We start from the raw sequence: 24,892 nt of genomic DNA, 5'->3' as shown, positions 1-24,892 counted from the left end.
GGAAATTTCTAGTTTCCAGGAATTCCCTCACTATTTGCTTCACAAATCTTTTTCAATTCACTATTCATTGATTCGAACCCCCGTCTGGTATTATCATCTAACAATTTTTTGAGAAATGGAACAAGGATTCCGGTAAATATCTCTCTTTGAATAACGGTTGTGGTTTCGTTTTTATTGTCCCGTAATTCAAAGATGTGTTCTCCATCAAATATTCCGGGAATTAGTATTCGTCCCAACCAACGAAATTCCTGATTTGGAATAACCCTGAGGACTCTGGGTTTCATTTTCATCCGTTTTGCATCAGGTGGGGCCAGTTCTACCTGGATGATATTCCCGGCAGCAAGGGTTCCCTGAATCGAAATAATGAATGGATTCCATGTAGGATACCTTTCAAAGTTTGTTAGGATCTTCCATATTTTAACCGGGCTGGCCTTTATCACTATTTCAGTTCTGATTTCTTTCACAAATATCCCTTCAGTTCTCATGAGATTATTAAGGACCAATGAGTAGATGATCTGTATATGGGGATAAAAGAATTCCTTTCCAGAATCAGTCTCTCTAAAACTAAAAGTTGTAGCCATTACTTCTGATAATCTTTTTGCGTCTTTATGTAGTGTCTCATATCTGGCAGTTACTAAAGTCTAAGAACCCTGGGTACAGGATCATGTCCGAAGAGATCAGGACTCCTTTGATAGAGAGAGGGTTATCAGGAGATCCTTGATGGCAGGAAGAAAGGAACCGCCAAGGGTCCGGTACGGTTAGTGAGATACGATCTCATTCCTTTTTACAGGTCAGGCATTGCCCACGGTGTACACAGATGAGACCGCCACATGTCGGGCAGGTGTACTTTGCAGTCTGACTTTCTAAAAATGAGTTCATGCCCTTTTCTTTGATCTCATTCAGGTTGTCTATCATGGACATTGCGTATTTTGTCCGGTACCGGGTGTCCAGTTGTCTGAGTCGCTTGCATGGTTTATCAGGGCAGTCATAGCAGAAATGAGATGAGCTGCTTTGGATGGTTTCACAGGTTTTGATGATGCATGTCTGACGGGTTTTAGCTTTTTTGGGGGTGTCATCCCTGCATCCCAGGCATTTATTTTTCGGACGCTGATAGGCCAGACATAATGCACAGTTCATACCACATGGAGCGATCAGGTCCGGCTGGATCATGGTTGGTTATGGTAATCGTATGGGGTCTTTGGTAGTGAATCTTTCAGTTCGTTGAGAGCGGGAGAGGTATGGTTTGAGCGGGAAGAATCCGCTTTTTATTATTAGCTTGTTGTGTGATCTCTCAATGTGTCTGTGGTTGTTTGATCTCCGGGCGGGAGAGCGGGAGATCCGGGTATACAGAGATACGAGATCATGTGGGTGGATACGTGCTCTATACTCTAATCTTCCCGCTCTCTCTTAGTAATAATAAAAATAATTTATTAGATCTTAGTATTTTCTGTTATATGTCCGGGAATGGTGAGCGGGGCCTCCCGCTCCGGGGAAGGAATAGGGTTTTTGTCCCGCTCTTAAACAAAGTTCCTGGATTGGTTCCCTGCTACTGACCTATCAGGGTGGTCGGATTTCTTCAGGCTCAAGAACCGTGAATCTGGGAAAGGCAGGGAGAGGAGTATCAAAAGCTGAGAAAAGATCCGGGGTGTTCAGGTTCCCGGGACTTGGGAGGTTATGATGCCATTAATCAGGATGAACTATCCGGAGTTCTCTGGCTATGGTATAGTGCAAACGCTCTGGAGCAATCCAGAACGGTTGTTTACTCCTATGAAACGTTTTTAGTTCCACGTTTAGAATTAATCCTGGTTCTTATCGATTATTTTTAAAAATGCTGATTTTTACTACGATATCTCAGTAGATGAAGGGTATCAGTCTCCAGGTCTCTTTCATGTATTCTTCATAAGCCGGTCCCAGATGATCACAGAAGGCTGCTTCCTCATATGATATCCTGAGAAGAACTGCGGGTATAAGAACTCCCACAACAATAATGGGAATGAGAATATTCTGAAAAGCCAGGGTGACGCCGGTTGCACTGATGATGGATCCGGGATAGGCCGGGTGTCTGATGTAGTGGTATATTCCGGTCTTTGCAATAGTAGGTCATTCCTGATGGAATGATGGTCCGGAAATGACAGCCCAGTGTCCGGATTGCAACGAACCTGATGATGATTCCGGCCCACATGATGGCGATGCTGATACCCATGATGGTATCAGGATCAATCTGGATCCAGAAGATCGGGTTGAATCCTATGAAGCATGAGAGTGCCATTCCGGTGATGACAGCAATCCCGATATATCTCCGGGATCCCCGGTCCTGCTTTTTGTGGTGTTCCGGTCCCGGTATATCAGGTAGAGTTCACTGAGAAGCCATAGGATGAGAGTGAGATACCAGATGGGGGTATACGATGAGGTGAATGCTGGAGAGAGGATCATAGATCAGCTGTACCGTAGGTTCCGGTACCAGAATAATCATAGGCAGGTGTGGGTTTTTTGATCGTATCTTTCGGATTTTTTTCGGTCATAATCAAAAATATTTATTAGATCTTAGTTTAACCGATGGGATGTCCGAGAAAAGCGAGCGGAACCTTCTGCTTGGAGGAATGATTGGGAAATTTTTCGGTTCTTAAGATTAGAAAATTAATTGTACGAAAATTTGAGTCAATAGTTAATTAATATTTATGGCCTGATCAGATAAGTTGGTACACACTACACTTTTTAAAATTTGATTATATGAGATTCAATCAAAAAAAGAACTTAAGATCGGAGCAATTGCGTAGAGTGTCAGCAGACACTACATGAAAACATCATTTTAGAGTCAAATTTTAATTTCGTTAAAAATTTGCTACCTTCAAATTTTGTAGTGTACCTCTTCTCCGCTGATCAGGTTATGGTTATCATATGGTTAAAAAATCATTCTATATGAAGGATAAGCATGAAAAATATTTATGAAGTTTGTACAATAACTCAATTTCATCAATAAATGATTTTTTTAAATTGTTCTTGAAATTATTTATTTAATCATATCTGTGATTATTTAAATTTAATCATTTCACGATATCTATTAATACTATATTAATGCTATGATGAAAGTTGATTGAAAATTTGACTGTAAATTAAAATGATAAATATAAATACTTGAAAATAATATCCTTTCTATTGGATAAGAATATCTAATGGATAATCGAGAAGGAAATGGTAGTTGATCTAGATAAGAATGAAGACATTAAGGAGGAGAGAAAAGAATACTCTGAAAATAACCAAATAATTCTATATTCTCAAGTAGATGGTATGTGTCCGATTTGTCATACTAGTTTAATGAATGAAAAAAAGTCAAGAAAATTAAAAAATTATGAAGTCGCTCATATTTATCCTTTACATCCATCTGAAAATGATAAAAAAATATTACAGAATGTAGAAAAACTGAGCACTAATCCTAATGATTTAGATAATGTTATTTTATTATGTAGTAATTGCCATACAAAATATGATAAATCCAAAACTATTGAAGAATATGAATCATTGAAGAAAATAAAACAAGATTTAATAATAAAAGATAGATTTCATAAATTATGTGGGAAATCTTTTTTAGAAAAAGAAATAATTGATGTCATAAATTCACTTAATGAAAAAAATTGGGATGAATGTGACATTGGATTGGATTATACAGCATTAAAAATTGATCAAAAATTAGATTTTGATTTTAATTTTATTCTAAAAAATCAAATTAAGTTCAATATTACAAGTTATTTTTTACTAATTAAACACCTTTTCTCAGAAATCGACAAATTATCGCCTGGTAAATTTAAAATTATTTCTCAACAAATTAAATTATTTTATTATTCACTTCTTCCTTCAACTAAAAACCAAGAAGATATTTATAATCAAATGGCTGATTGGATAAAACTGGAATCAAATAATACTGGTAGCGTTGATACTTGTAAAATAATAATATCATTTTTTATTCAAAATTGTGAGGTTTTTGAATATGTTTCCGAATAAGGTCATTAGTGTGAAAGAGAGTGTTATTTGGAAATTGCCATATATTATTGAAGAATTAAATAAGGCAGAATTAAATATTAATGTTTTATACGATATAACTGAATCTAAATTTACGAATATAAATGAGTTTATATTTTGTTTAGATATTCTTTTTATTTTAGATAAAATTGAATTTTTATCTAAAAGTAGGGTGATAAGACTTGTTAGTTGAAATTCGATGTCAATTGTTTAAGAATGAATTAATTACATTTCATGAGGGGTTGAATGTAATATTAGGTGATGAAAAAGCTACTAACTCCATTGGCAAAACTACTTTTTTAATGATCATTGACTTTGTGTTTGGTGGTGAATCTTTTTTAAAAAAAAATGGTGGTGCCATTAAACATTTGGGTCATCACATAGTATATTTTACATTCAAATTTTCACATGTCTATTATTATTTTTCTCGTGAAAGTGACAAACACAATATTGTAAAAATTTATGATAAAAATAAAAATTTAATAGAGGAAATTAGTATCCAAAATTTCCGTGAATTTCTAAAAGAAAAATATGAATTGGAACATTTAATATATCTTTCATTTAGAGAAGTGATAGGTCCATATTCAAGAATTTGGGGGAAAAAATACGATTTAAATAAACCTATAAATATTGATAAAGAACCGGATAAAAAAGCAATAACAAGACTATTAAAATTATTTAATATGTATGATAATATTAATAGTCATGATAAAAAAATTGATTATTTAACTAAGAAAAAACAAACATTTAAAGATGCAACCAAATATGATATTATTCCTGATGGTATTACTAAAAAAATATATGAAGATGCAATAAAACGAAATGAGAAAATTGAAACAGAAATATTGGATATAACAAATAATTTAGAAAAAAATAGGACCAATCTTGATGTTTTATTATCTGATGAATTATTATCACTTAAAAATAAGATAAGTCAGTTACATATAAAACGAAATATTTTAAAAAGTGAATTAAACTCGATTGTAATAAACTTAACTACTCAAGATAAAAAAATAAGGGGGAAATTATCTAATTTGGCTGAGTTTTTTCCAGATATAAATTTAGATAAATTAAAATTGATAGATACTTTTCATAATAACATTTCTAATATACTTAAAGATCAACTGAAAGAAAGAGAAAAAATATTAAATGAACGAATTAAAAATTTAGATAACGAAATTCTTCAACAAAATGCTGAATTTGATAATCTAATTACATATAATGAGAATAATGTTTCCAGGTTAGCTATTGAAAAATTAATTGATTTATCACAACAGAAAATAAAAAATTTCGAGATTATTAACATATATATTGATAAAAATTCAATTCAAGATGATTTATCCCAAAATATTATACTCTTATCCGATATAAAATTAAAAATTCAATCGGATATTATGCTCCAATTAAATACTAAAATGGGTAATATAAACAACCAGATTTACGATAATCATCAATTTCCCCCAAGTTTGGATTTAAAAGATAATAAATATTCCTTCAATAATGAAAGCGACACAGGTACTGGTAAAGCTTATACTGGTATAATAATTTTAGATCTTGCAATATTTTCATTAACACCTTTATCCATAATAATTCATGATTCAATGTTGTTTAAAAATATTCAAACTTCTTCATTTGAAAAAATTATAGAATTATATTATAATCAAACGAAACAAATTTTTATTTCCACAGATAGTATTAACAATTATAATGAAAAAACCCAAAAAATATTGAATATTAAGAAAGTTTTACAATTATCATATGAAAATACGTTATATCCCTTAAAGTGGAATGAAGAAAAGAAATAAGTATTTTTTAGTGGCATTTTTTATTATATTAATTTGAGCTAAACAGCTAATATTACAAATATTTTTTTATGAGAATGGTTAAATTATAATATCCTGCATTTGCTTTTATAATAATCATTTCTTCAAACTTGTTAGTTATCACCGATTGGTAAAAAACACCTTGAATTTATGGCAATATCAGTCGGATTATTCTAACCCAACTTTGCCACTAACAAGAAATAAATGCGTCCTTAGTGATGTTTGAATCGACTAAAATGCAAACAAAACTAAGAACTAATGAACTAGCGCCTAATGAAAATATATCCTTTCCTATCGGTACTATTTTCCTCGTTGATAAGTTTAGCCCCCTCCAAAGGAGACTCAAAATCAGAGAGTAAATCTAACCCAATTTTGTAGATACTTTGAAAATTTCACGGGAACATAAAAAGTACATTCAAATATCCCTTATTTTCAATAAAAGAAGAGACTCAAACCGAAAGATCTACGGTACAAGAAGGAGGTTTATTATTTGGTTATAACAATGAAATCTCCATTAATAGTTGATCCTAAAGACCATAAATGGTTATTGCTTGAAACGGTTATCCGAAATTTCGATAAGCGCAGGGTGGGACAAGAAATCTCTAAAGCTGAGATAAATCCAGTTCCTCTTGCTCGAATATACCTATCAATAATTTTTGTTTCGATGTTTTTCTCTTTAGACATCACGTATGCCATAAGTGAAATTAAGAAACGTCCTCAATTACGTAAATTTCTAAATATTCGGACGGTTCCATCAGCTGATTGGATTTACCGGTTTTCGAGTCAATTTTCAGATGAGCAATTTGTTGCTTTAACCAATGGAATATTGAACTCAATAAAACCGAAGAAAAGAACTAAAGAGCCACAAAGAATCATAATTGATGGTTCTGCATTATCTATTGAATTGAATTGGTTCTGAAGGAAATACACAAAATCAAAACTTGGTTCAGTACCATATTCCTGGGGGTATTCGCCTTCAAAAGGGTATTATATTGGATATAAACTAACACTAGCAATTGATTCAAAATCATTATTGCCATTAGCTTTTTTGTTGCATTCAGGTTCTCCACATGATTCTAAAATATTTCCTGAAATCATTATTGAATTGATGAGAAGACGAATTTTGAAAGAGATCGATTGTGTAATCCTTGACCGAGGATACTACGCATATGAAAATTATGCTGAACCACTTTTAAATCATAGGATATTACCGCTTATCTTGCCTAAAAAGAATCTCAACATCAAAAAACTAAAAAATTTATTTAATTCATCAATTATTTGGTTTAATTCAAGCAGAGTACATGAGCACATTGAAAAAATTCAACATTTACTCAGAAAATTGTTTGAATTTCTTAATGACCCTACTGAATGGATCTCAATACGCTCAAAAATTGAAGATTTATTCAAATTCGTTAAAAAGGCTCTTTCTTGGGAGTCTTTACATTGTTATACAAAAAAATCAGTTCAAAAAACCGTAGCATTGAATGTACTTTTACTGGGACTCTTACTATTAACTGATTCAGACATAAAGAAGAGAATTAAACAGGCCGCTGAGTGGTAAGTTGAGGAGGGGGCTAATAAGTTGTATGAAGTCCTGAACTTTTGCGAAATCTTCGGAAAACACAAGACGAGGGGTATCGATATCAATCATCTCCTTCGAGCCCTCATCTGTTACAAATTGACGGATAACTTCAGCATAAAGAGGTCTCATGACTGGATCAACTGGCCTGAAGTGCTTGCTGAATTTTCCCTCCCTTCCTTCAGCGAAAGAACTCTTTACCGTGTCCTTGAAATCCTTGGTGTTAATCGGGAAGAAATCATCTCTGATATCCAGGATGTACTCTTTTTGAGGTATGATTTTGAGCATACCAACATCAACATGGATTGGACCAGCATAGTACTTCATAGCAATGAGACCCGGCTTGGAAAGTATGGACAATGTTGGTGTTACAGACCTTTCTGACCCGGTAAATATCCCTATTGGGATGACAATCGAACCTGGCAATCTCAATGATCAGACCCACTTCACGAAGACATATCGGCAGTCAAGGAACCGGCTGAGAGAAGGATCTCTGGTAATATTCGATAAAGGAGCCAACAGTGTCGCTAATACTCAGATTATCCAGGCAGATAATCTTCAGTACGTCACCGGAAAGAAGCTCAACAAGAGCGATGACAAGATAATCGCTGAGTTTGAAACCTATAATCCTCAGGTTATTGAAAAAGATTCAGGGATTCGCGGAATTAAAATAGAGAAGCCTAACAGTACTAATTATCTCTACGTCTCAGAAAAGTTGCAGAAAGAGCAGTTAGAATACAGAGCCAGAAAAATCGTCAGTGAGATAAAAGAACAAAGGCCATTCAGGAGAGTATTGACAAGAATAAGGCTCTTCCAAAACGATTCAGAATAAACAATCTTCTTGTGGAGGTGGACTACTCCATCCAGACAAAGCTGATTGAACTCTCCGAAGATGATACCGTCAAGCTTCTTGAAGGAAAGTTCATCACAGGGAGAGAAGGATTCTTCTGTCTAAAATCGAGTAAGAATTTGACACTTACTGAAGCCCTTCTGACCTATCGGAAAAAGGACTCGATTGAGAAGATATTCAACTCTCTCAAAAATGAGATTGATATCAAACCATTACGTGTCTGGACCGATAACAGTATTTATGGGGTGTTAATCATTGGATTTATCACACAGGTATTTGTCTCACTGATCCGATTTGAGATCCCGGAACTGAAGCATACGTCAACGAAATTCATCAAAACGACGCTATCAAATTTGACAGTTACGATTAATTCGTGGATGAGGAAGACAAAAAGGTTCATTCACTCCAATTTTGATGCCATCAACACGATGATTTCGGACTATAATTGGGTGATTACATGAAGTTTTGACGAAAAAATAGTGACTGTCATATACAGTTTCTCGATGAAATTAAGGAAAAAATAGGTCACTATAGCGGATGATATCAGTGGTGTTTGAAATCAAAGTGGTAAATTATGGTTTTAACTATTCTCTCATGGTAATAGTGTAGGATCACGGCATGAGTAATTAAAGAAAGAGAATAAACCCTGATCAATATATTAAAGGGAACTAAGTAATCTCAAAAGGGTTTTTACAACAGATTCTAAATCTAGGTTATTTTTGTCCAATTTATCCTTTACACCTTGGAATTCAAGATTATGTGCTGCACTGTTTCCACTGTCTCGAAATTTGTTTATCTTGTTAATGAAATCTCTATCAAGTGAGGGAATAATGTAATGAAAATCAGATATGTTGATTTCAAAATTATTCACAAGAGTGGAGAATGGTTGAAATCTGCGGTTTGCAGTAATATAATATAAATCAAGCCTAGTAGTTCCATATTTCTTACGTAAAACATCAATAACCAAATTTTCAATGAGTTTTCTAGAAAGAATTTCGGTTGCGATGTATATTCCACAATTGTATGTTTTACAAATATTTTCAACTAATTCCTCGTAAAAAGGATTAGGTAAAGGAGAAATTTTGATATATTTATTTGATTGGGATAATGGAACAATCATATTTATTGGAGTTCCTCCCTTACTTAATACCTCCTCGATGAAGGGATTATTTTGTAATAATTGGTCATTGGGTTTTATTTCTTCTTGAATCATTGCTATTATCATTGAGTGGGCATATGTGGGATTTTTTAGATATGCCATCTTTAGTGCTTCTGTTAACCTCCATTCATAATCATTATCACCAAAATATTGACTTTGATAAACTCGCGGACATTTCTTATAAATATCTGAAAAAGTGAATCGTTGAAAATATGGTTCCCAATCAATTAATGATTTTTGATTAGATGTAATAAAATGGGAAATGTTTGATAGAAATGTCATTAATTCTGGTGTTTCTTCGGTTTGATCGGATGTCATAATATTAATTAAATAAATTTCACTGTTTTATATATATATATTTGCTAGAATGATATCTCTCTATGTTTTCATTAAATCTCTCTTAGTTGATTTTACTCATAATAGTATGCTAAAAAATGAATTATGATTATGAGAGAATCTTTAATCTGGGTTATTTTCTCCAAAAGACGACAATGAACACGTTTGAAAAATTGATAGTAAAAAAGCAAATACTGGAAACTATTATTTATGATAGTTTACTGATGGCAGTAAAATTATAAGGCATCATCACTTGAATATTATTCATTTTTCGCTTCCTTTTATCTCTTATCGAAAGATATCACAATGCAGGGTTTGGATAATTCGGGAGTTAATTCGTGGTAAAACCATGAAAATGCTATAACCATTACGAGCATAAACGGATCGGCTCTGACATCCGTGCTGATATTTCGATCTCCGATATCGCAAAACGATATGGATTATCGATATTTTCGGCATACCGATACAAACAGCACATAGATCATCAGACCGAGCAGGTCAAGGATGCTATGATCGCACCTTACCGGACTCTTTAAATCCAGCACCTCTCCAACAATTTGTGGATGTCACCGCTGAACTAGTTTATCTACACAAGAAGATGAAAAAGACTCTGGATATTCAGAACCGGTATAAGGTCGATAGACAAATTCAATCAGCCCTTTAATTTTTCGAAAAATTATATGGTATCATTAACGGTTATGGGACCAGTGTTGTTCTCATCCGAATGCAGGAGGACATGGAGCGGTTAAATAAAATATTTTGATATTGCCGGCTCAAAGTGTCGCGAGAAAATTAAGAAGATACTTGCTGAAATTGTCTCTCCATCCGTCCTGAAACCCGTCTTCCAATTCCATCTCCCCATCCAAACTCAGGCACCGGCCATACCTTTCCCCCCAATCAACCAATCCCGGGCAGGTAACTCACCCCCGGGTTATCACACCGGGAGAGGGCCAACATCATAATAATTGAAAATTCACCCTCAAGTGGACCGTGGTGAAATGAGCACTGAACCCTAGTCCCGTGATAGCATAAACCTATTGGTTTGGACCAGACAAATCATCATTCAACAGACCGGATATATTCACCCGAAACATCCCCGGGTTTTCCCCTCTCATCTACCCGGACTATTCTGCATACCCTGATCAATCCTCTGAAATATCCCCTCAACAGTCGACATTGTCAGAAGAACTCGCTATCAATACATCCGGGAAACCATTCTGACCGTTCAGACTCACCACATGAAATCAGGCACCCGGATTACCTCTCACCCCAATCAGCCAATCCCGGGCAGGTGCCTCACCCCCGGACTATCTCACCGGAAGGGAGCAGTATCATACAAAAGAGAACTCCCAATCCAGTGAACCGTGGTGAATTAATCCCCGAACCATCCCCGGTTTTACCCTTCTCATCTCCCGGACTATGTGGCATACCCTGACTCATCCTCTGAACTATCCCCTCACCAGTCGGCATTGTCAGAAGAACTCGCTATCAATACATCCGGGAAACCCTTCTGACAATTCGAACTCACCCCCAAAACCAGGCTCCGGTCATATCCTTCAGCCCAATCAACCAAAACCGGGCAGGTAACTAAACCCCGGGAGGTGGCAGTAACAAAGAAGACCCCCCCATTCAGGTGAACCGAGGTGAATTAAGCACACAGCCCTTGTCCCGGTCTGGAACGGGCAAGCCATCATTGAACAGACCGGATATATTCGCCCAAACCATCCCCGGACTTGCCCCGGTGATATATGATTACATCAGTCAGCATTGCCTGAAGAACTCGCTATAAACCTATCCAGTAAACGTGAATGTAGTGAGATGGTCCGGTTACCATGAACCGGTGGATCAGAATTCACTTATTGGTGAACAGATCACGTGCCTCTGTTCAAGTTGTCATCTGTTCGGGTTTCAGAGACCTATTGTCCAAAACCAGTCCCCAGTTTCCTGGATCTGAATGCAATGATCTCTAATATACCGGAAAGTAATATGAGAATCCGCTATTGTGGCTGATTTGAATTTATACCTCTGGTTCTTGCTGGGAAACTCATATACCCGGTGAGATATTGAAACCAGAATTACAATTGTACCCGTGATGACACGTACATAGTTTCAGATATCCTGGAATTCGGGCATTTTTTTATTATCTGGTGTACATATAACTGACGTGCAATACCGTTAGACGAAGAGTACTGATCCCCTCTTCATAAATACGGATTTCCATTATATTCATTACTACCCAATCCAAATATCACATGTCTATGTCCTCCTCAACTATCCAGATCCCTGAATCAACCATCCACGCTCTTGATCATCTGAAAGCGTATCCCAATGAAACATATGCAGAGGTTATCGAGCGACTTATCGTGCTTTCCAATACTGAAGATGATATTACTCCAGAAGAATGGGCACGAATACAACAGGCAGAAACTGAATATAAAAATGGAAAAACATACACCCTTGATGAATTAAAAAGAAGACTGGGAGACGAATAAAATATTTACTCTCGTATTTTCCCATTCTGCTGAACAGGGATTCAAACAGATACCCAAAGAATATCGGCTCACTATTTATCAGAGACTCGAAGACCTTTGCCACCTCGAAAATCCTTTACTATTTTTAAAAAAACTCAAAAGCCCGGATGGAGCTAGACGCTACTCCTTACGGGTAGGGATATTCCGTGTCATCCTCAAGATCGAAGATGATACCATGGTTATCATAGTCCTTGATGCAGGTCATAGAAAACACGTGTATCGAAAATATTGATCTGGTATTTCACTTTAACATAACAGAAGGGCTCACAAGCAAAAGATCACACACTCATGAATGATTCGGTTAACCAAATCGAAAGATCTCCCAGACATCGGCCAGGTTCTTCCTTTATTTCTCACACTCGCTTGACATCACAGTTTATCCTCAGACAACCCACCGGGAATCAAGCCCACAGGTCTAAAAAAAAGATTATTCCGGATTCATTCTGAGAAGAAGTCTCAGATCAGTATCACTCTCGGTAATATACCCACATGCAACAAGACCTCCCTTATCATCCTCATGAACTGCATATAGACGACCAATACCAATTGTCTCAAATGAAACCACCCCATTTGAACCAAAAGAGGTATCGAGTTTTCCATCCTTGGTAAAGCCAATAAGCACCGGTGTTACATGGGTGCCAACCAATGAAGCCCCGGCGACGATGATTCTCCCATCAGGCATCCGGGTTTGACCCCAGGCATACTGATATCCGGAATATCCAAACCGGGCAACCCCATCGGTGCCGAACGTTGTGTCCAGCGTTCCATCCGAATGATACCGAATGAGCACAATATCAAAAGACCCGGAAGTGTCAGTCTCAACTCCCGTCACCAGGATATTATCTTCTGCGGTGACACTCACCCAGTTTCCATAGTCGGGCCCTCCTTGCTGTCCATTCCAGACAACTGTTCCACCTGATCCAAACGAAGAATCAAGGAGACCGTTTTCATCAAGTTTCACCAGAACAATCCTATCTGTTCCGTCTTCATGAGAAGATCCGGTCACCAGAATATGCTCATTCTGATCGAGAGCGACTGCAAATCCATAACTCTCTGCCCCACTCATATTCGAAAGAGTAAAGACTCCGGAAGAGGCGAAATCAGGGTCGAGTTTTCCCTCCGGAGTATACCGGAGAACAGCAAGCTCCTTGTGCGAACTTACATTCACCTCGCCGCACACAACAATCTTCCCGTCCTTCTGGACGACAAGCCCCCGGCCGGAATCAGTGCCATTACCACTCCCTCTATAGGTAACCGTTCCGTTAACACCGAATGAAGAATCACGTATCCCGTCCGGAGTATACCGCAGCAATAGAATATCGGCGTTATTTCCATTGTCTTCTCTACCAGAGACGAGAATGTTATTCTTCGCATCAAGAGCTATACCAAAAGCATAGTCGTCCTTGCCCGCAGCACCTGAATAGGTTAACCACCCTCCCTTCCCAAACCCGGAATCCAAAGTCCCATTTGGATAATATCTGAGTACCTGGATATCTTTCTGGTTCGTATTATTCGTATAGCCACCAACAAGGATATTCCCGTTCTGTTGGATAGCCATCTCAAGATTCCGGTCCTGACTGGCATTGTGCGTATGCCAGAGGGCGTATCCATTTGGACTATTAAAGGTCATATCAAGAAACGATGAGGAATTCTGATCTGCCACCCCAATCGTGAATGAAAAAATCACTGTCAGGAGTAATCCGATTGTAAACCCGGATTTCCATCGTGAATGTTCAGCATTCATATGATGATAATATCAGGGGGGGAACGGGAAAGATGTTACTCATCTCACAGGGAAAAAAAGATCTTTGACCCTGGCCATTAGAAAATAAATAATATTCTGGGTTTTGTTCTTGGCATTCCTGTATAAAACGGTATCAAAGGAACCGGATATGGATATACTACCCATTACAATGTGCCAGAGAGATACATCATAGAGAGATCCAGGCCCGATTATGTGGCTAATGCCTATTCAGTGCTTGCCAATCCGCCAGGAACCAGATGGTATTGTCATTTCAAACCGGGCACCTTTGCCTGCGTTACCTGTCTCTGTGATCTGAATATTGGTAATTGCCAGAATTTCACGGACCAGAAACAGTCCGAGACCGGTATTTTGTCCAAATCCTCTCTCAAATATTTTCTCTTTAAACTCTTCCTGAACACCGATTCCGTCGTCCTCTATAATCCAGGTGCATATATCCTCGTCATAGGAAAACCATGTATGAATGGAGGTGATTTTTTTCCCATATCTGATAGCATTTTCACAGATATTGTAAATGGCTTTTTCAATCAGAGGATCTGCATAAATTTCCAGATGGTCTAGTGATATCTCAAAGACGATAGGATCTTTCGAAAATGATGTCGTTGCTCGTGAAAAGATCTCATCTGCCCAGTCCCAGGCCGGAGATTTTATTCCCAGGGACTCGTAGTCTTTCATGAACAGGACCTGTTGGTTAATACTGTTCGATTGTTCTTCTATGACTGAAATAAGTCGGCTTATCTCCGGATCAGATATCTTTTCTTCAAGTATTGAGCAATATCCCAAAAGGATATGCAACCGGTTATTGATATCATGTCGGGTGATGGATGAGAGAAGTTGTTGTTTTAAATTGAGCGTCTTTAGCATCTCTTCTCTCTTCATTTGTTCAGAAATATCCCGAGCGATGAGTGAAATCATTCCGGAGTATTCCCGAGCATTGAATATTGGAGTTATAGTCAGCGAAAGATGAATGTGTGTTCCATCTTTTTTAATAAACACTCCATCTGTATGACGAGTTGATCTTCCAAGACCTGCCTGTTTTATGATATCCGGGATACGACTTGGCATATCCGGGGGGAGAAGAAGATTAAATGTCTGATGTATCATCTCATCTGCAGATATTCCAAACATTCGTTCAGCACCGGGATTCCAGGATATGATCTTCCCATCCTGTGTCATACTCACGATGGCATCATCGCTTGACTCTACTATTGAAGCGAGGTGTTTCAATGCCGATTCTGCATTTTGCCGAGTCAGGAATATCTGTCTCTGAAGGTTGTTCTGTTTTTTCAGGAGTATGTATGTCAAAAAAGTGACGAGTATGACCGATACCGCTATAGTTATGAGATGGGATTGCCATTTGCTGATTTCAGGGAGAACGATATCTTTTACCGATTCATAGATGGTCATACCAAGAAATGTTCCACCAGCGATAAGTGGTAACAGCGTTTTAATCGGAATATCCCCTGAATTATGGGCTGATGACATAACAAAACTTCAATACATTCTCTGAGTAAAAATTCCACAGACTCAAGAATGTTCAAATGATACGACTATCCAACAAGACATATTCTGTCATCTTGATTCGATAATGATTTGTGATATCTCAAATTATTCGATATATATACCTATGCTTACGAAGGGAGGTTGGACGGTTTTTACGGGTGTACCCATCCGATGATGGAGGTTTACCAGAATTGGTACTGTTGAGATATAACCGGGATTCAAGTTCCGATACCCTAATTTCTAATGTATCGATTTTTTCGTGCAAATAGTAAATATATGTAACGATTTCAGGAGGACATTCAGAAAATTTGGATTAAATCTCTTCAGGTATTTCCATTCTGTTAAAAGAGCATTTACTCTCATTATACTGCGATCTTTCGGTGATTTTCTGATTTTTCAACCAAATAAATGATATTTGAGGAGAATGATGGATGAGTGGGTTGGGGGTGCTGAGGACGGCTGAATAGTAAAAAAATATTACGTAATTTTAAAATATTTTTCAAGGGTGGTCATTTAATAGTTACAACTGATGAACGTGTACACGTAAAAAATGTTTTTTTGCTTTGAATATACCCTCTATCGATTAAAAAATGTCGAAAAATTGACGCAATAATATCGGTTACTATGACTCTCTGTAAGAAAAATCGAATAAATAAGCGTAACATATATAATATTATAATTAAAATTACGTAAATGACCTTTACAGCTAATTTTATATATCTATTTTATGAAGAGGTAGAAATGAAAAGTTTTCATTATAATTGCCTGAAAAATGAAACGGTATATCAGATTTTCCGGAGATTTGTTCTCTTAACTCTTGTAGTCTGTCTTTCCTTTACTTCATTTGTTTTCGCAGATTCATCTTCAGAAAGTCTGAAAGATGCCCCGGATTTTAACGTAACCACAGTATCAGATACTTCTGGTTCGGTTACTGCATTTGATCTAACACTCAAAGAGTCCAAAGATAATGTCGCTTTGGCTATTCCTATTCAGAGTTTTACTGTTAACCTGACTGATCCTAATGGTGTCAGCCAGGATGTGGCACTTTGCAGTTCGACAAATCCGAATCTCACATTAAAGCCTGGAGACTCGATTTATCTAATAAAAAGAAACAAGCCGGTTTTCTTTATTGTCGAGGACATAACTCAAAGTGGATGTGGTGGTGGAGGAGGTGGAGGTACTGGATCGAAACAATCAACAAACCAGGCAATATCACCATCTGGAAAATGGGTTATACAACTCTTTAAAGAGTCAGATTCCACTCCTATTGGATCCTGGTCTTTGACGGTTTAAACCTATTTTACTCCTTTTCATCTGGTAGTAATGGAACACAGATACCCCTGACTAATCCATTTGTCTGACCAGCTACCATAACAGGAATATCGTAAATTTCCTGCATTATTTCTGGAATTATCACATCAACAGCAAGCCCTGAATAGATCAGATGTCCCTCTTTCATAGCAGCAACAAATCCATCAATGAGAAATACCTGGTCTGGATTATGGGAGACCAAAATACATGTATATCCATTTAAAACAAGTTTTTTTATAACTGATAAGACCTTCATCTGATTAGCTAGATCAAGATGGGAAGTAGGTTCATCAAGAAGTAAAATTCTCGGATCTTGTGAAAGGGCTCTTGCAATCATAACGAGTTGCCATTCTCCTCCGCTGATCTCTGAACATACTCGTTCGGAAAGGTGCGCTATTCCAACTTCAAAAAGTGCTTTATCTGCTATTTGGTAGTCTGATGCTGATGGTAATCCAAAAATACTATGCCTTGATACCCTTCCGGTTACAACTACATCCCGAACCTTGAATGAAAAGACAGGAATCTCTTGTTGGGGAACAAATCCTATCAACTGTGCTCTTTCTTTCTTACTGAATGCAAATATCTCTCTGCCTTGTATTTTTACATAACCTGATAATGGTTTTACCAATCCACCAATACATCGAAGAAGAGTTGATTTTCCTGAACCATTAGGGCCAATGAGGTATACAAGACGCCCAGAAGGTATCAAAAGAGAAATATCTGATAAGGCGGGTTTCACCTTTTGTGAATATGAAAAAGACAGATTATTAATTTCAATTTCCATAATTATGAACCCTGTGTTGAGATTTTAGAATAAATAGAAAAAAAGGAACACCGATGAGAGCTGTTAGAATACCCACAGGTATCTCAGTTGGTGCTGCTGTTCTTGCAATGGTGTCCATTATGAGAAGATACGATCCCCCAAGGAGTGCACTTCTGGGGATACTCAACAGGTGATCCAGACCAGATAGAGATCGAATAATATTAGGGATAACAAGTCCAATCCACCCGATTGGGCCTGCAAGCGAGATTGATGCGGCTGTTATCAGAGATACTGCAAGTAAGATTATAACATAGAGGAGAGAAGCTGGAACCCCCAGATTATTTGCCGTTTCTTCACCAAAACAAAGAAGGTTTATCTGCCACCTGATTGAGTAGAGGAACATTATCAAAATCATCAATACAGGTCCGGCAATAAGCAATCCATCAGATGTAACATGATTGAACGATCCCATCATCCAATACATCAATGAGGGAAGACGACCTCCTGGATCTGCTAGATATTTAATCAACCCAATACCTGATTGAAATATACTTTCTACAATGATCCCGGCAAGTACAAGGCCCGTAATTGTTTGAAATGAAAATAGTCTATTGATAAGTATCACAAATACAACTGCAAGAACTCCTCCTAAAAAAGCGAAAATACCAGCTGTTGCAAAGCTAAAACTTAATAATAAAGCTACGGCTGCTCCAAAAGCGGCTCCACTTGTAATTCCGAGAAATTGTGGTGAAACAATAGGATTGTTAAATATTCCCTGTAATACCGCTCCAGATATTGCCAATCCTGTTCCAACGAGTACTGCGGCAATAATCCTTGGAACACGAATTTCCCAAAAAACAGTTTCAATTCCTGTTAAATCTCCTGACACACTGTTGCCTTGAATGACTTGATACAGTGCATCAAATGGGCTTGCCTGATACTTACCACAAAAAACCGAAATAGCAATCAGAAAAATAAGAATAACAAGCAAAAAAATAGAGAATCCATCAGAAAACCTGGTTATCTTTCTTTGATATAATTGAGGTTCTTCTTGACATCTCATTATTCCCTCAGTCCCGTTTTACTGCGATCAATTCACCCTCTAATTCCTCCACAAGTAACACCGGTCTTCCCATAATTCTAACTGGTTGAGGAAATTTTCGAATTCTAATCATTCCATCCGTGACAACACGTCCATCTATTGTAAGTACCTCTTCGATACCAGTCTTCAAAATCTCCTTGACTTCTTGATCTCCCTCACGACTACGAATAGTACCCACAAGCAAAAATCGACCATCACATCCTGTTGCTGCAAGGCCAACCCCTGCCAATGCCCCTATGATTCCACCATTGGTCCCTCCTAGACCAATAAGAAATATATTTAAATTATAAGCTAATTTCCTGGCCTGATCCTGAGTCAGAACTTTTGTTTTTGCATCTTGTCCAAAGGTAATGACTGGTGCAATTATCTGCTCGTGTCGTGCAAAACAAAGCCCTGGATCACTTCCTAAAATAAATTTCTCCCTCATGAGAGCGATTGCTTCATCACAAAACTGCGACTCAGATTCTGGTGGAATATCTGCAAAATGAATGACAGCCCCACTGTTATGGGAAGTATAAGGAATATCAGGGTGAACATAGAATTGATGTCTTGTAACGCAGAGAACCGGGTATTTTTTCCCCATTTCATCAGCAATAAACCGGGCTAATCGTCCTGTTCCAATGGAATCAGGCATATCGGTATCATCAAGTGCGAGATATACTACCATAGTTTCATTCCAAAGCTCAATTTCAAAGATGTATCAAAGATTTTAACATTATTAATTATAAAATAAGATCTATGAGAAGTTTCATCCCGATTGTCCTGATTGTATGTATTTTTACTCTATCAGGAGGATGTATATCTCATTCTGATCTAAACAGTACTCCTGGATTAGATGATCCTGTAAATTCTAACCTCCATACAAATTCTTCCTCATTTAGAAATATCACAGATATGAGTGGCACTGTGGTGCAAATCCCAGCATGTCCTCAAAAAGTTGCTCTTTTTTCCGGCCCGATAGCACAAATTCCATATATACTAGGAGTAAGTGACAGGATTGCTGCCACCACACCGGGTATGAAACAATCTCTTCTGCTTCAGGAAATCGATCCATCTTTATTGAATTTAACTGATGTCCGTGGAGCTACCGGAGAGGTAGATTATGAAATCCTTACTATTACAGGTGTGGATATGGTTCTCTGTCCGCCTCTTGATGGTCAGCTCATAAAAAAGAGAGCAAAAATACCCGTGGTTGTGATAAAAAATACTCAAGGAGATAGTTTTAAGCAGATCGTTGATCAGGTCAAATTTATTGGACTTGTTTTTAATCAGACTGACAAAGCTGAGCAGTATGAAACATTTATACATAGAATTAATGATTTTGTGTCCACTCGGGTTGCCTCTATCCCTGATGATACCCGACTAAAGGTCTTTTGTGGATATGATACAAGTCACATGATGACATATGGCAATGATACATTCCTTCAGGAGCGGTTGAATGTTGCAGGCTGTAAAAATGCTGCGATATTAGAATCACCAAATAATACTGTCGAAAAAATCACTCCATCCCAAAGCGAGGTTACCATGGAACAGATCCTTGCATGGAATCCTGATGTTATTATTATCGACTCCGGAAGTCCTGATGAAATTTATTCAGATAAACGATGGGCTCCTATTAATGCAGTACGGAATCACCGGGTGTATGTTCAGCCGCAGGGAATTTTTAAGTGGAGCCGTCCGAATGCTGAATCAGCAGTGTTTTATTCGATGTGGCTTGCAAAAACAGTGTATCCTGATCGGTTTTCAGATGTCAATCTTTCAGATATTCTTCGGGAGTATTTTAAGGAATTCTTTAATTATTCTTTAAATGATCTTCAGATTGAAAAAATATTACGTGGTTCATATAGTTCAAACTCATAAATGTGTGAAAAATCCAATATTTATTGTTCTTATCTACTTGAGCAGCCATGAGAACAAGTTCAAGGCATTATGAGTGTATTATCCTGTTTTTTGTATGTATGGTACTTGGATGTATTTCTGTTTGTGCTGGTAGGATTTGGATACCTCCAATAGAGACTGCAGGTGCTGTATATGGGGTATTCAATCCTGATTACTTTTCAAATCAATACACAGATTTGATTCTGAATTTGAGATTACCAAGAACAGTAATGGTTCTCGTTGTCGGGGCAGCTTTGTCTGGGTGTGGGGTAACGTTACAGGCCGTATATCGCAACCCCCTTGTTTCGCCATATATTCTTGGTATCAGTTCCGGGTCAGCCTTTGGAGCAGCTCTTGCAATTCTTTTTACCGGGGATATTTTCATTACCACAATCTGTGCATTTTTTGGTGGTCTTCTTGTAGCGAGTATCACATGGGGGATTGACCGGTTTACCACAGTTATTGCAGGTATGGCAATAGGAACATTATGTGGATCATTGACTGCACTTATTAAATGGATAGCAGATCCGTTCACCGTTATGCCGTTCATCACTTTCTGGTTGTTGGGATCGTTCAGTCGTGTTTCCCTTGGTGAAGTAGGGCTTGTCCTTCCCCTGTTTTTTGTCGCGATTATTCTTCTCTATCTGATGAGGTGGCAACTAAATATTCTTGCATATGGTGAAGAAACGGCGAACATGCTGGGGCAGGATACTCGTCTGCTTAAGACTCTTTTCATTATCACGACCACGATTATCATTGCGGTTTCAGTTGCTCTTTGTGGTGTTATCGGATGGATTGGACTTGTCATACCCCATATTTGTCGAATGGTAACAGGAAATGACCACATATTACTTCTCCCTTTTTCCTTGGTTGGTGGAGCTATTTATCTTCTGTTAGTTGATCTAGCAATTAGAACGATAATCCCTGGTGAGATGCCAATTGGCATTGTCACAGGACTAATCGGTACTCCTTTTTTTGTCTTTGTAATATGGAGAGCCAGAGGGATCTAAAAGATGTGTTTTACTTTGATATTAGGTTGTGAGTGAGGTTTTGTTCGAAGAAATCGGAAAACTCAGATACTGGCAAAATAGTAACTATAAATGGTAAAAAACCAGGGAGAAGGATTAATGAGTTGGTGATGTCGGTTCATTCTGCTCCACTAACAGTATTTGATTGTATATATGATTAAAATAATTCAGAATTGATTCCCCGGTAATATAGATTTGAATTTAAGATGATGAGAAGTACAAGTAATTTAATGATTCATACATGATTTCCATGTATAGATTCTTTTGACAGGAATAGGAAAAGAAAAAATCATATTATGTATTGAATTTTGATCAAAAGCCTTGTTTCTCACTATTTAATTCATTAGATTGGCATTTCTGTTTTGAATATTTTTTATGTATTATCTTTACCTTAGACCATAATTCCTTAGAAGAATATTCTGGCATAATTAACCCGGCATTAATATAAGAGGATAATTCCTTGATCTTATTGAAATAGTCAGTCTCCTGTCTCCAGTAATTCCCACCATTCTTTTGTATGTATTCAGAAACAGAGAGATGCAAATATGTATCCTGGATACAGGAGCGATACATGAGATTATTATCCTGGATGTCAAAGTACAGATCCTCATTCATTCCCGAAAGGATATACTGTTTCTTATGAAGAGCAATTGCTTTTTGAAATGAAATAATGCTCTGTGAACCAGAGTTTTTATCATAGTTCATATTCTCTACAGATTTTTGGCATTGCGCAATCCCTCTCCAATAATAAAACGCAGGATAATCAGGATCATTTTTGATTAGATTATTACAGTCCTCTATAATCTCATCTAAATCAGGAACCTTTCGAATATCTTCATAATACTGTTTTAGAGAAAAAATGAATTCAATAATAAACCTATTAAAATAGTTATTATCAATATCAACAAGATCATCTAATTCCAGGTTGCATGAATATTGTAAGATTTCACCAAATACTTTGTTTAGATCCTCAAACGTTATAGAACAAGAAATGCCACTGTTCTGGTTTGCTTCAGTTGTTAAAAAGGTAAAAAAATCGGAAATTTCTGAAATATAATCCTTTAAATCATTAAATTTAAAATCATCTTGCCTTTGATAGGGGCTTCTTAAGTGCTTTTTAATATCGATGATCATCTTTGCATATTTTGCCTGCCAAAACCCAGGATTTAGGAAAATTGATTTTTTAAACAAATATGAAATCAATGGGTAATAGGTATCAGAAGAATATTCGTGAAGAATAAGGCCCATTCCATAATATGCGACAGCATATGAGTCATCAAACGTGACTGCTTTGATAAAATTAGAGAAGGCTTCTTTCAGATGCGTATCCTTTATCTCTTTACTATTTCCTTCTCGAAGAGCTTGTCGGTATGACTTGAGTCCTCGGTTATAGTAGATATATGCTTCCCATCTTGGTGTTCCCGGATCTGAAAGATCTATGATAATTTTTGCGGTTAAAGTTTCAACAATCTTGGAATGATCCTCTGATGTGAGGGTGCTTGAGACAGGTTTGGTGTCAGTTGCTGTATCTTTTTTATCTGTTTCAGTTTTAGGGTTATCTGATTGATTAGGAGGATCTGAAGGAAGGTTTCCTTTTTTCAACTGAAAATTTACTGGAAGTTCGAGAGATATTGGATAATTGTTAAGATACACAGAAAAGAATAAATTTCCGGTTGATTGTTCTACAGGAGTTGCAGGTTGTTGCTGACCTTGGGTATCAGTTTTTTTTTGTGTGCATACATCCGTAATTTTTTTTATATCATCATCTGTTACTCTCCATGTATATGATTTCCACCTGTCCTGATACGAAGAGTACATCTGCCATGAAGTGCCCTGCTTTGTTAATACTCCTGAAATCCGGGGGGCACAGATTATGCTGTTTGTGAGGGATGTAAAAAAAGTCACCGGAATTGATAAGGTTGATCCCAGTTTTACCGTTCCGGTGATCGATGACAGACTAGCAACGATAGGATCATCAGTCATTCGAAACATCCGAAAATCTCCCTGAGCAATGCTCTCAATATCTCTAAAAGCCCCGATATCCAGATATAACTTTTTTATTCTCCCGATCTCATTTTTAATTCCATCATCAATATCACAGAAATCCTGTTTTTTATCATCTTGTATTACAATAAATTCTTCAATTTTTGTGATATAACGCCGTTTATTGATCCATTGAATGATGAGAATCAGGATCATTACCAGAAAGATGATCTCAATATTAATAAAAATAAATCGAGAAATTGCTGAAATCTGCCCGAATATATTGGAAAGTATTATTTGAACCGGATTAGGAATAAAAATCCCAATCAGAATGAGAAAGATAACTGGAGATACCAGGAATATGAGATTGATATTTTGGAGATACTTCTTGTCATGCAGGTTTTCGTTTGCATTAATTGAGTTCACTAATTCAATTACAAAAGAAATGAGAAAGAAAAAGCCCAAAACTGCAATGAACGGCAATATAATCTGACCAATCGAGGAGTATATACTTGTTAATGGTTCCAGATAACGAACAGATGCGTCAAAAATTCGCCTGATCAAACCTTCGCCATATAAAAAAATGGCAATAATTGTACTGGAAATTAAAAATATGAGGATATATTGAGGCCAACAGTTTTTTATCTGCTGAGTCAGGGAATTGATATTCCAGATCAACTTTGCTGATGTCAAAGTTCTCCACATTGCAAAGTGATTCCAACCTTTAATCCGGTATGTAATATTTATTAACAGACCAACTAAGAAGAAAAGACTGAAAAAAATATAGATCAGTTGTAAAGGGTTTGATCTTGTTACCTCTCCCAGAATGAATACGATAACTAACATATACGGGCCATAGATAAGGAAATATAACCAACTAAAGAAAATAATGCACAAAAATGTCAAAAAAGTATCAGACATGAGCCCCGGTATAAAACAAAAGATCAACAACGCCTTACACCTGTTTATATTCTATTCTTGAACAAGAAGACACTCAAATTATTACATAATAATAGTATGCGTTGCAATAAAGTAAATCAGTAAACCTGATGTAAAACATCAATCAAATTTTTAAGGTATCAAAACCTGTAGTGAATAAAAAGAGAATAATTTCAATTATTAGTCGATTATCTGTCCAAATAACGATAAATAAGTATGCAGCGCTCTTAGTTATCTGAAACTACTGAACGGTTTATGCTGGTAAATCTCATAACCAGATAGCATCCCAGATTTAACCCCATTTTTTCATGCAGTCATTTGCTGTATC

General features: G+C 36.9%; 27 protein-coding genes and 1 pseudogene. 14 read left to right on the top strand and 14 right to left on the bottom strand.

Annotation, left to right across the window (positions count from 1 at the left end; all coding sequences use genetic code 11):
* Window positions 1–8: 8 nt before the first annotated feature.
* The 3 genes from DK846_RS06200 to DK846_RS18315 all read right to left on the bottom strand — a co-directional run bounded on the left by DK846_RS06200 (window position 9) and on the right by DK846_RS18315 (window position 2,094).
* On the bottom strand, window positions 9–581 hold the full coding sequence (locus tag DK846_RS06200; protein ID WP_219970657.1) for an SRPBCC domain-containing protein: 573 nt from the start codon (window positions 579–581) through the stop codon (window positions 9–11).
* A 193-nt stretch (window positions 582–774) separates the two neighbouring features.
* Window positions 775–1,170 (bottom strand): DUF3795 domain-containing protein, encoded by a 396-nt coding sequence (locus tag DK846_RS06195; RefSeq protein WP_109968068.1) that lies wholly within the window; start codon window positions 1,168–1,170, stop codon window positions 775–777.
* 681 nt (window positions 1,171–1,851) lie between these two features.
* Window positions 1,852–2,094, bottom strand: coding sequence for a methyltransferase family protein (locus DK846_RS18315; RefSeq protein WP_109968067.1), 243 nt, complete (start codon window positions 2,092–2,094; stop codon window positions 1,852–1,854).
* Window positions 2,095–2,128: 34 nt separating this feature from the next.
* Here DK846_RS18315 and DK846_RS18140 point away from each other — a divergent pair, with 34 nt between their 5' ends.
* Window positions 2,129–2,260: a hypothetical protein gene (locus DK846_RS18140; protein ID WP_281269819.1), complete on the top strand. Its 132-nt coding sequence runs from the start codon at window positions 2,129–2,131 to the stop codon at window positions 2,258–2,260.
* Here the strand turns inward: DK846_RS18140 and DK846_RS06185 are convergent.
* On the bottom strand, window positions 2,248–2,433 hold the full coding sequence (locus DK846_RS06185) for a hypothetical protein (RefSeq protein WP_109968066.1): 186 nt from the start codon (window positions 2,431–2,433) through the stop codon (window positions 2,248–2,250). The genes DK846_RS18140 and DK846_RS06185 overlap by 13 nt on opposite strands.
* Window positions 2,434–3,192: 759 nt before the next feature.
* On the opposite strand from DK846_RS06185, the gene DK846_RS06180 reads away from it, so the two are divergent.
* The 5 genes and pseudogenes from DK846_RS06180 to DK846_RS18310 form a co-directional block, all read left to right on the top strand.
* Window positions 3,193–3,999 (top strand): ABC-three component system protein, encoded by an 807-nt coding sequence (locus tag DK846_RS06180; RefSeq protein ID WP_109968065.1) that lies wholly within the window; start codon window positions 3,193–3,195, stop codon window positions 3,997–3,999.
* A gap of 10 nt (window positions 4,000–4,009) precedes the next feature.
* Entirely contained in the window at window positions 4,010–4,210 is a 201-nt protein-coding gene (locus DK846_RS17625) for an ABC-three component system middle component 7 (RefSeq protein ID WP_181391652.1), read from the top strand.
* Window positions 4,200–5,822 (top strand): DUF2326 domain-containing protein, encoded by a 1,623-nt coding sequence (locus DK846_RS06170; protein ID WP_109968063.1) that lies wholly within the window; start codon window positions 4,200–4,202, stop codon window positions 5,820–5,822. Before DK846_RS17625 ends, DK846_RS06170 begins: the two co-directional genes overlap by 11 nt.
* Before the next feature lie 520 nt (window positions 5,823–6,342).
* Complete coding sequence (locus tag DK846_RS06165) at window positions 6,343–6,759, top strand: hypothetical protein (RefSeq protein ID WP_109968062.1); 417 nt, start codon at window positions 6,343–6,345, stop codon at window positions 6,757–6,759.
* Window positions 6,760–6,807: 48 nt separating this feature from the next.
* Window positions 6,808–7,401 (top strand): annotated as a pseudogene (locus DK846_RS18310) (transposase); the annotation flags it as partial.
* Here the strand turns inward: DK846_RS18310 and DK846_RS17885 are convergent.
* The gene (locus DK846_RS17885; protein WP_219970655.1) at window positions 7,360–7,746 is read right to left on the bottom strand and encodes a hypothetical protein; all 387 of its coding nucleotides are present in this window, start codon (window positions 7,744–7,746) and stop codon (window positions 7,360–7,362) included. The pseudogene DK846_RS18310 and the gene DK846_RS17885 overlap by 42 nt on opposite strands.
* Window positions 7,747–7,771: 25 nt before the next feature.
* Between DK846_RS17885 and DK846_RS17880 the strand changes: the two genes are divergently transcribed.
* On the top strand, window positions 7,772–8,251 hold the full coding sequence (locus DK846_RS17880; protein WP_219970653.1) for a transposase: 480 nt from the start codon (window positions 7,772–7,774) through the stop codon (window positions 8,249–8,251).
* 17 nt (window positions 8,252–8,268) lie between these two features.
* Window positions 8,269–8,730 carry a hypothetical protein gene (locus DK846_RS17875; protein WP_219970651.1) on the top strand — a complete coding sequence of 154 codons (462 nt, stop codon included), beginning with the start codon at window positions 8,269–8,271 and terminating at the stop codon, window positions 8,728–8,730.
* Between the two features lie 197 nt (window positions 8,731–8,927).
* On the opposite strand, the gene DK846_RS06150 is transcribed toward DK846_RS17875, so the two are convergent.
* Window positions 8,928–9,746 (bottom strand): hypothetical protein, encoded by an 819-nt coding sequence (locus DK846_RS06150; RefSeq protein WP_146201155.1) that lies wholly within the window; start codon window positions 9,744–9,746, stop codon window positions 8,928–8,930.
* A gap of 1,314 nt (window positions 9,747–11,060) precedes the next feature.
* Window positions 11,061–11,234 carry a hypothetical protein gene (locus DK846_RS17620; protein WP_181391651.1) on the bottom strand — a complete coding sequence of 58 codons (174 nt, stop codon included), beginning with the start codon at window positions 11,232–11,234 and terminating at the stop codon, window positions 11,061–11,063.
* A 788-nt stretch (window positions 11,235–12,022) separates the two neighbouring features.
* Between DK846_RS17620 and DK846_RS06140 the strand changes: the two genes are divergently transcribed.
* Both DK846_RS06140 and DK846_RS06135 read left to right on the top strand, forming a co-directional pair.
* Complete coding sequence (locus tag DK846_RS06140; protein WP_109968058.1) at window positions 12,023–12,256, top strand: DUF7557 family protein; 234 nt, start codon at window positions 12,023–12,025, stop codon at window positions 12,254–12,256.
* A 1-nt stretch (window position 12,257) separates the two neighbouring features.
* Window positions 12,258–12,527: a type II toxin-antitoxin system RelE family toxin gene (locus DK846_RS06135; RefSeq protein ID WP_109968387.1), complete on the top strand. Its 270-nt coding sequence runs from the start codon at window positions 12,258–12,260 to the stop codon at window positions 12,525–12,527.
* Between the two features lie 195 nt (window positions 12,528–12,722).
* Here the strand turns inward: DK846_RS06135 and DK846_RS06130 are convergent, their stop codons facing one another.
* From DK846_RS06130 to DK846_RS18305, 3 genes are all read right to left on the bottom strand, one after another.
* Window positions 12,723–14,039 (bottom strand): NHL repeat-containing protein, encoded by a 1,317-nt coding sequence (locus DK846_RS06130; RefSeq protein ID WP_109968057.1) that lies wholly within the window; start codon window positions 14,037–14,039, stop codon window positions 12,723–12,725.
* A 228-nt stretch (window positions 14,040–14,267) separates the two neighbouring features.
* Window positions 14,268–15,542, bottom strand: a complete 1,275-nt coding sequence (locus DK846_RS06125) for a PAS domain S-box protein (RefSeq protein ID WP_109968056.1) — start codon at window positions 15,540–15,542, stop codon at window positions 14,268–14,270.
* 118 nt (window positions 15,543–15,660) lie between these two features.
* The gene (locus tag DK846_RS18305; RefSeq protein ID WP_219970649.1) at window positions 15,661–15,825 is read right to left on the bottom strand and encodes a DUF6444 domain-containing protein; all 165 of its coding nucleotides are present in this window, start codon (window positions 15,823–15,825) and stop codon (window positions 15,661–15,663) included.
* 476 nt (window positions 15,826–16,301) lie between these two features.
* Here DK846_RS18305 and DK846_RS06115 point away from each other — a divergent pair, with 476 nt between their 5' ends.
* Window positions 16,302–16,853 (top strand): hypothetical protein, encoded by a 552-nt coding sequence (locus DK846_RS06115; RefSeq protein ID WP_109968054.1) that lies wholly within the window; start codon window positions 16,302–16,304, stop codon window positions 16,851–16,853.
* 7 nt (window positions 16,854–16,860) lie between these two features.
* Here DK846_RS06115 and DK846_RS06110 read toward each other — a convergent pair whose 3' ends face one another.
* From DK846_RS06110 to DK846_RS06100, 3 genes are read right to left on the bottom strand one after another with little or no spacing between them, the layout of a single operon-like run.
* A complete protein-coding gene (locus DK846_RS06110; RefSeq protein ID WP_109968053.1) occupies window positions 16,861–17,655 on the bottom strand; it encodes an ABC transporter ATP-binding protein in 795 nt (264 codons plus the stop codon).
* A complete protein-coding gene (locus DK846_RS06105; protein ID WP_109968052.1) occupies window positions 17,645–18,697 on the bottom strand; it encodes a FecCD family ABC transporter permease in 1,053 nt (350 codons plus the stop codon). Before DK846_RS06105 ends, DK846_RS06110 begins: the two co-directional genes overlap by 11 nt.
* A gap of 7 nt (window positions 18,698–18,704) precedes the next feature.
* The gene (locus DK846_RS06100) at window positions 18,705–19,403 is read right to left on the bottom strand and encodes an ABC transporter substrate-binding protein (protein WP_109968051.1); all 699 of its coding nucleotides are present in this window, start codon (window positions 19,401–19,403) and stop codon (window positions 18,705–18,707) included.
* 71 nt (window positions 19,404–19,474) lie between these two features.
* On the opposite strand from DK846_RS06100, the gene DK846_RS06095 reads away from it, so the two are divergent.
* A complete protein-coding gene (locus DK846_RS06095; RefSeq protein WP_109968050.1) occupies window positions 19,475–20,596 on the top strand; it encodes an ABC transporter substrate-binding protein in 1,122 nt (373 codons plus the stop codon).
* A gap of 47 nt (window positions 20,597–20,643) precedes the next feature.
* On the top strand, window positions 20,644–21,624 hold the full coding sequence (locus DK846_RS06090; protein WP_109968049.1) for a FecCD family ABC transporter permease: 981 nt from the start codon (window positions 20,644–20,646) through the stop codon (window positions 21,622–21,624).
* A 330-nt stretch (window positions 21,625–21,954) separates the two neighbouring features.
* Here DK846_RS06090 and DK846_RS17445 read toward each other — a convergent pair whose 3' ends face one another.
* The gene (locus tag DK846_RS17445; RefSeq protein ID WP_146201154.1) at window positions 21,955–23,460 is read right to left on the bottom strand and encodes a hypothetical protein; all 1,506 of its coding nucleotides are present in this window, start codon (window positions 23,458–23,460) and stop codon (window positions 21,955–21,957) included.
* Between the two features lie 55 nt (window positions 23,461–23,515).
* On the opposite strand from DK846_RS17445, the gene DK846_RS18135 reads away from it, so the two are divergent.
* Window positions 23,516–23,650, top strand: coding sequence for a hypothetical protein (locus DK846_RS18135; RefSeq protein ID WP_281269818.1), 135 nt, complete (start codon window positions 23,516–23,518; stop codon window positions 23,648–23,650).
* The last annotated feature ends 1,242 nt before the right edge of the window (window positions 23,651–24,892 follow it).

It is taken from the genome of Methanospirillum lacunae, assembly GCF_003173355.1.
Classification (GTDB): Archaea; Halobacteriota; Methanomicrobia; order Methanomicrobiales; family Methanospirillaceae; genus Methanospirillum; species Methanospirillum lacunae.
The sequence above is the reverse complement of the archived record's forward strand: the minus strand, read 5'-3'. Positions and strand labels throughout refer to the sequence as shown.

What these genes read in the sequence shown, in the direction of transcription:
- DK846_RS06200 (WP_219970657.1), bottom strand. Translation starts at nt 581, where the DNA reads ATGGCTACAACTTTTAGTTTTAGAGAGACTGATTCTGGAAAGGAATTC.
- DK846_RS06195 (WP_109968068.1), bottom strand. Translation starts at nt 1,170, where the DNA reads ATGATCCAGCCGGACCTGATCGCTCCATGTGGTATGAACTGTGCATTA.
- DK846_RS18140 (WP_281269819.1), top strand. Translation starts at nt 2,129, where the DNA reads ATGACAGCCCAGTGTCCGGATTGCAACGAACCTGATGATGATTCCGGC.
- DK846_RS06185 (WP_109968066.1), bottom strand. Translation starts at nt 2,433, where the DNA reads ATGATCCTCTCTCCAGCATTCACCTCATCGTATACCCCCATCTGGTAT.
- DK846_RS06180 (WP_109968065.1), top strand. Translation starts at nt 3,193, where the DNA reads ATGGTAGTTGATCTAGATAAGAATGAAGACATTAAGGAGGAGAGAAAA.
- DK846_RS06165 (WP_109968062.1), top strand. Translation starts at nt 6,343, where the DNA reads ATGAAATCTCCATTAATAGTTGATCCTAAAGACCATAAATGGTTATTG.
- DK846_RS17885 (WP_219970655.1), bottom strand. Translation starts at nt 7,746, where the DNA reads ATGAAGTACTATGCTGGTCCAATCCATGTTGATGTTGGTATGCTCAAA.
- DK846_RS17880 (WP_219970653.1), top strand. Translation starts at nt 7,772, where the DNA reads ATGGACAATGTTGGTGTTACAGACCTTTCTGACCCGGTAAATATCCCT.
- DK846_RS06150 (WP_146201155.1), bottom strand. Translation starts at nt 9,746, where the DNA reads ATGACATCCGATCAAACCGAAGAAACACCAGAATTAATGACATTTCTA.
- DK846_RS17620 (WP_181391651.1), bottom strand. Translation starts at nt 11,234, where the DNA reads ATGCCGACTGGTGAGGGGATAGTTCAGAGGATGAGTCAGGGTATGCCA.
- DK846_RS06140 (WP_109968058.1), top strand. Translation starts at nt 12,023, where the DNA reads ATGTCCTCCTCAACTATCCAGATCCCTGAATCAACCATCCACGCTCTT.
- DK846_RS06130 (WP_109968057.1), bottom strand. Translation starts at nt 14,039, where the DNA reads ATGAATGCTGAACATTCACGATGGAAATCCGGGTTTACAATCGGATTA.
- DK846_RS06125 (WP_109968056.1), bottom strand. Translation starts at nt 15,542, where the DNA reads ATGTCATCAGCCCATAATTCAGGGGATATTCCGATTAAAACGCTGTTA.
- DK846_RS06115 (WP_109968054.1), top strand. Translation starts at nt 16,302, where the DNA reads ATGAAAAGTTTTCATTATAATTGCCTGAAAAATGAAACGGTATATCAG.
- DK846_RS06110 (WP_109968053.1), bottom strand. Translation starts at nt 17,655, where the DNA reads ATGGAAATTGAAATTAATAATCTGTCTTTTTCATATTCACAAAAGGTG.
- DK846_RS06105 (WP_109968052.1), bottom strand. Translation starts at nt 18,697, where the DNA reads ATGAGATGTCAAGAAGAACCTCAATTATATCAAAGAAAGATAACCAGG.
- DK846_RS06100 (WP_109968051.1), bottom strand. Translation starts at nt 19,403, where the DNA reads ATGGTAGTATATCTCGCACTTGATGATACCGATATGCCTGATTCCATT.
- DK846_RS06095 (WP_109968050.1), top strand. Translation starts at nt 19,475, where the DNA reads ATGAGAAGTTTCATCCCGATTGTCCTGATTGTATGTATTTTTACTCTA.
- DK846_RS06090 (WP_109968049.1), top strand. Translation starts at nt 20,644, where the DNA reads ATGAGAACAAGTTCAAGGCATTATGAGTGTATTATCCTGTTTTTTGTA.
- DK846_RS17445 (WP_146201154.1), bottom strand. Translation starts at nt 23,460, where the DNA reads ATGTACTCTTCGTATCAGGACAGGTGGAAATCATATACATGGAGAGTA.
- DK846_RS18135 (WP_281269818.1), top strand. Translation starts at nt 23,516, where the DNA reads ATGCTGTTTGTGAGGGATGTAAAAAAAGTCACCGGAATTGATAAGGTT.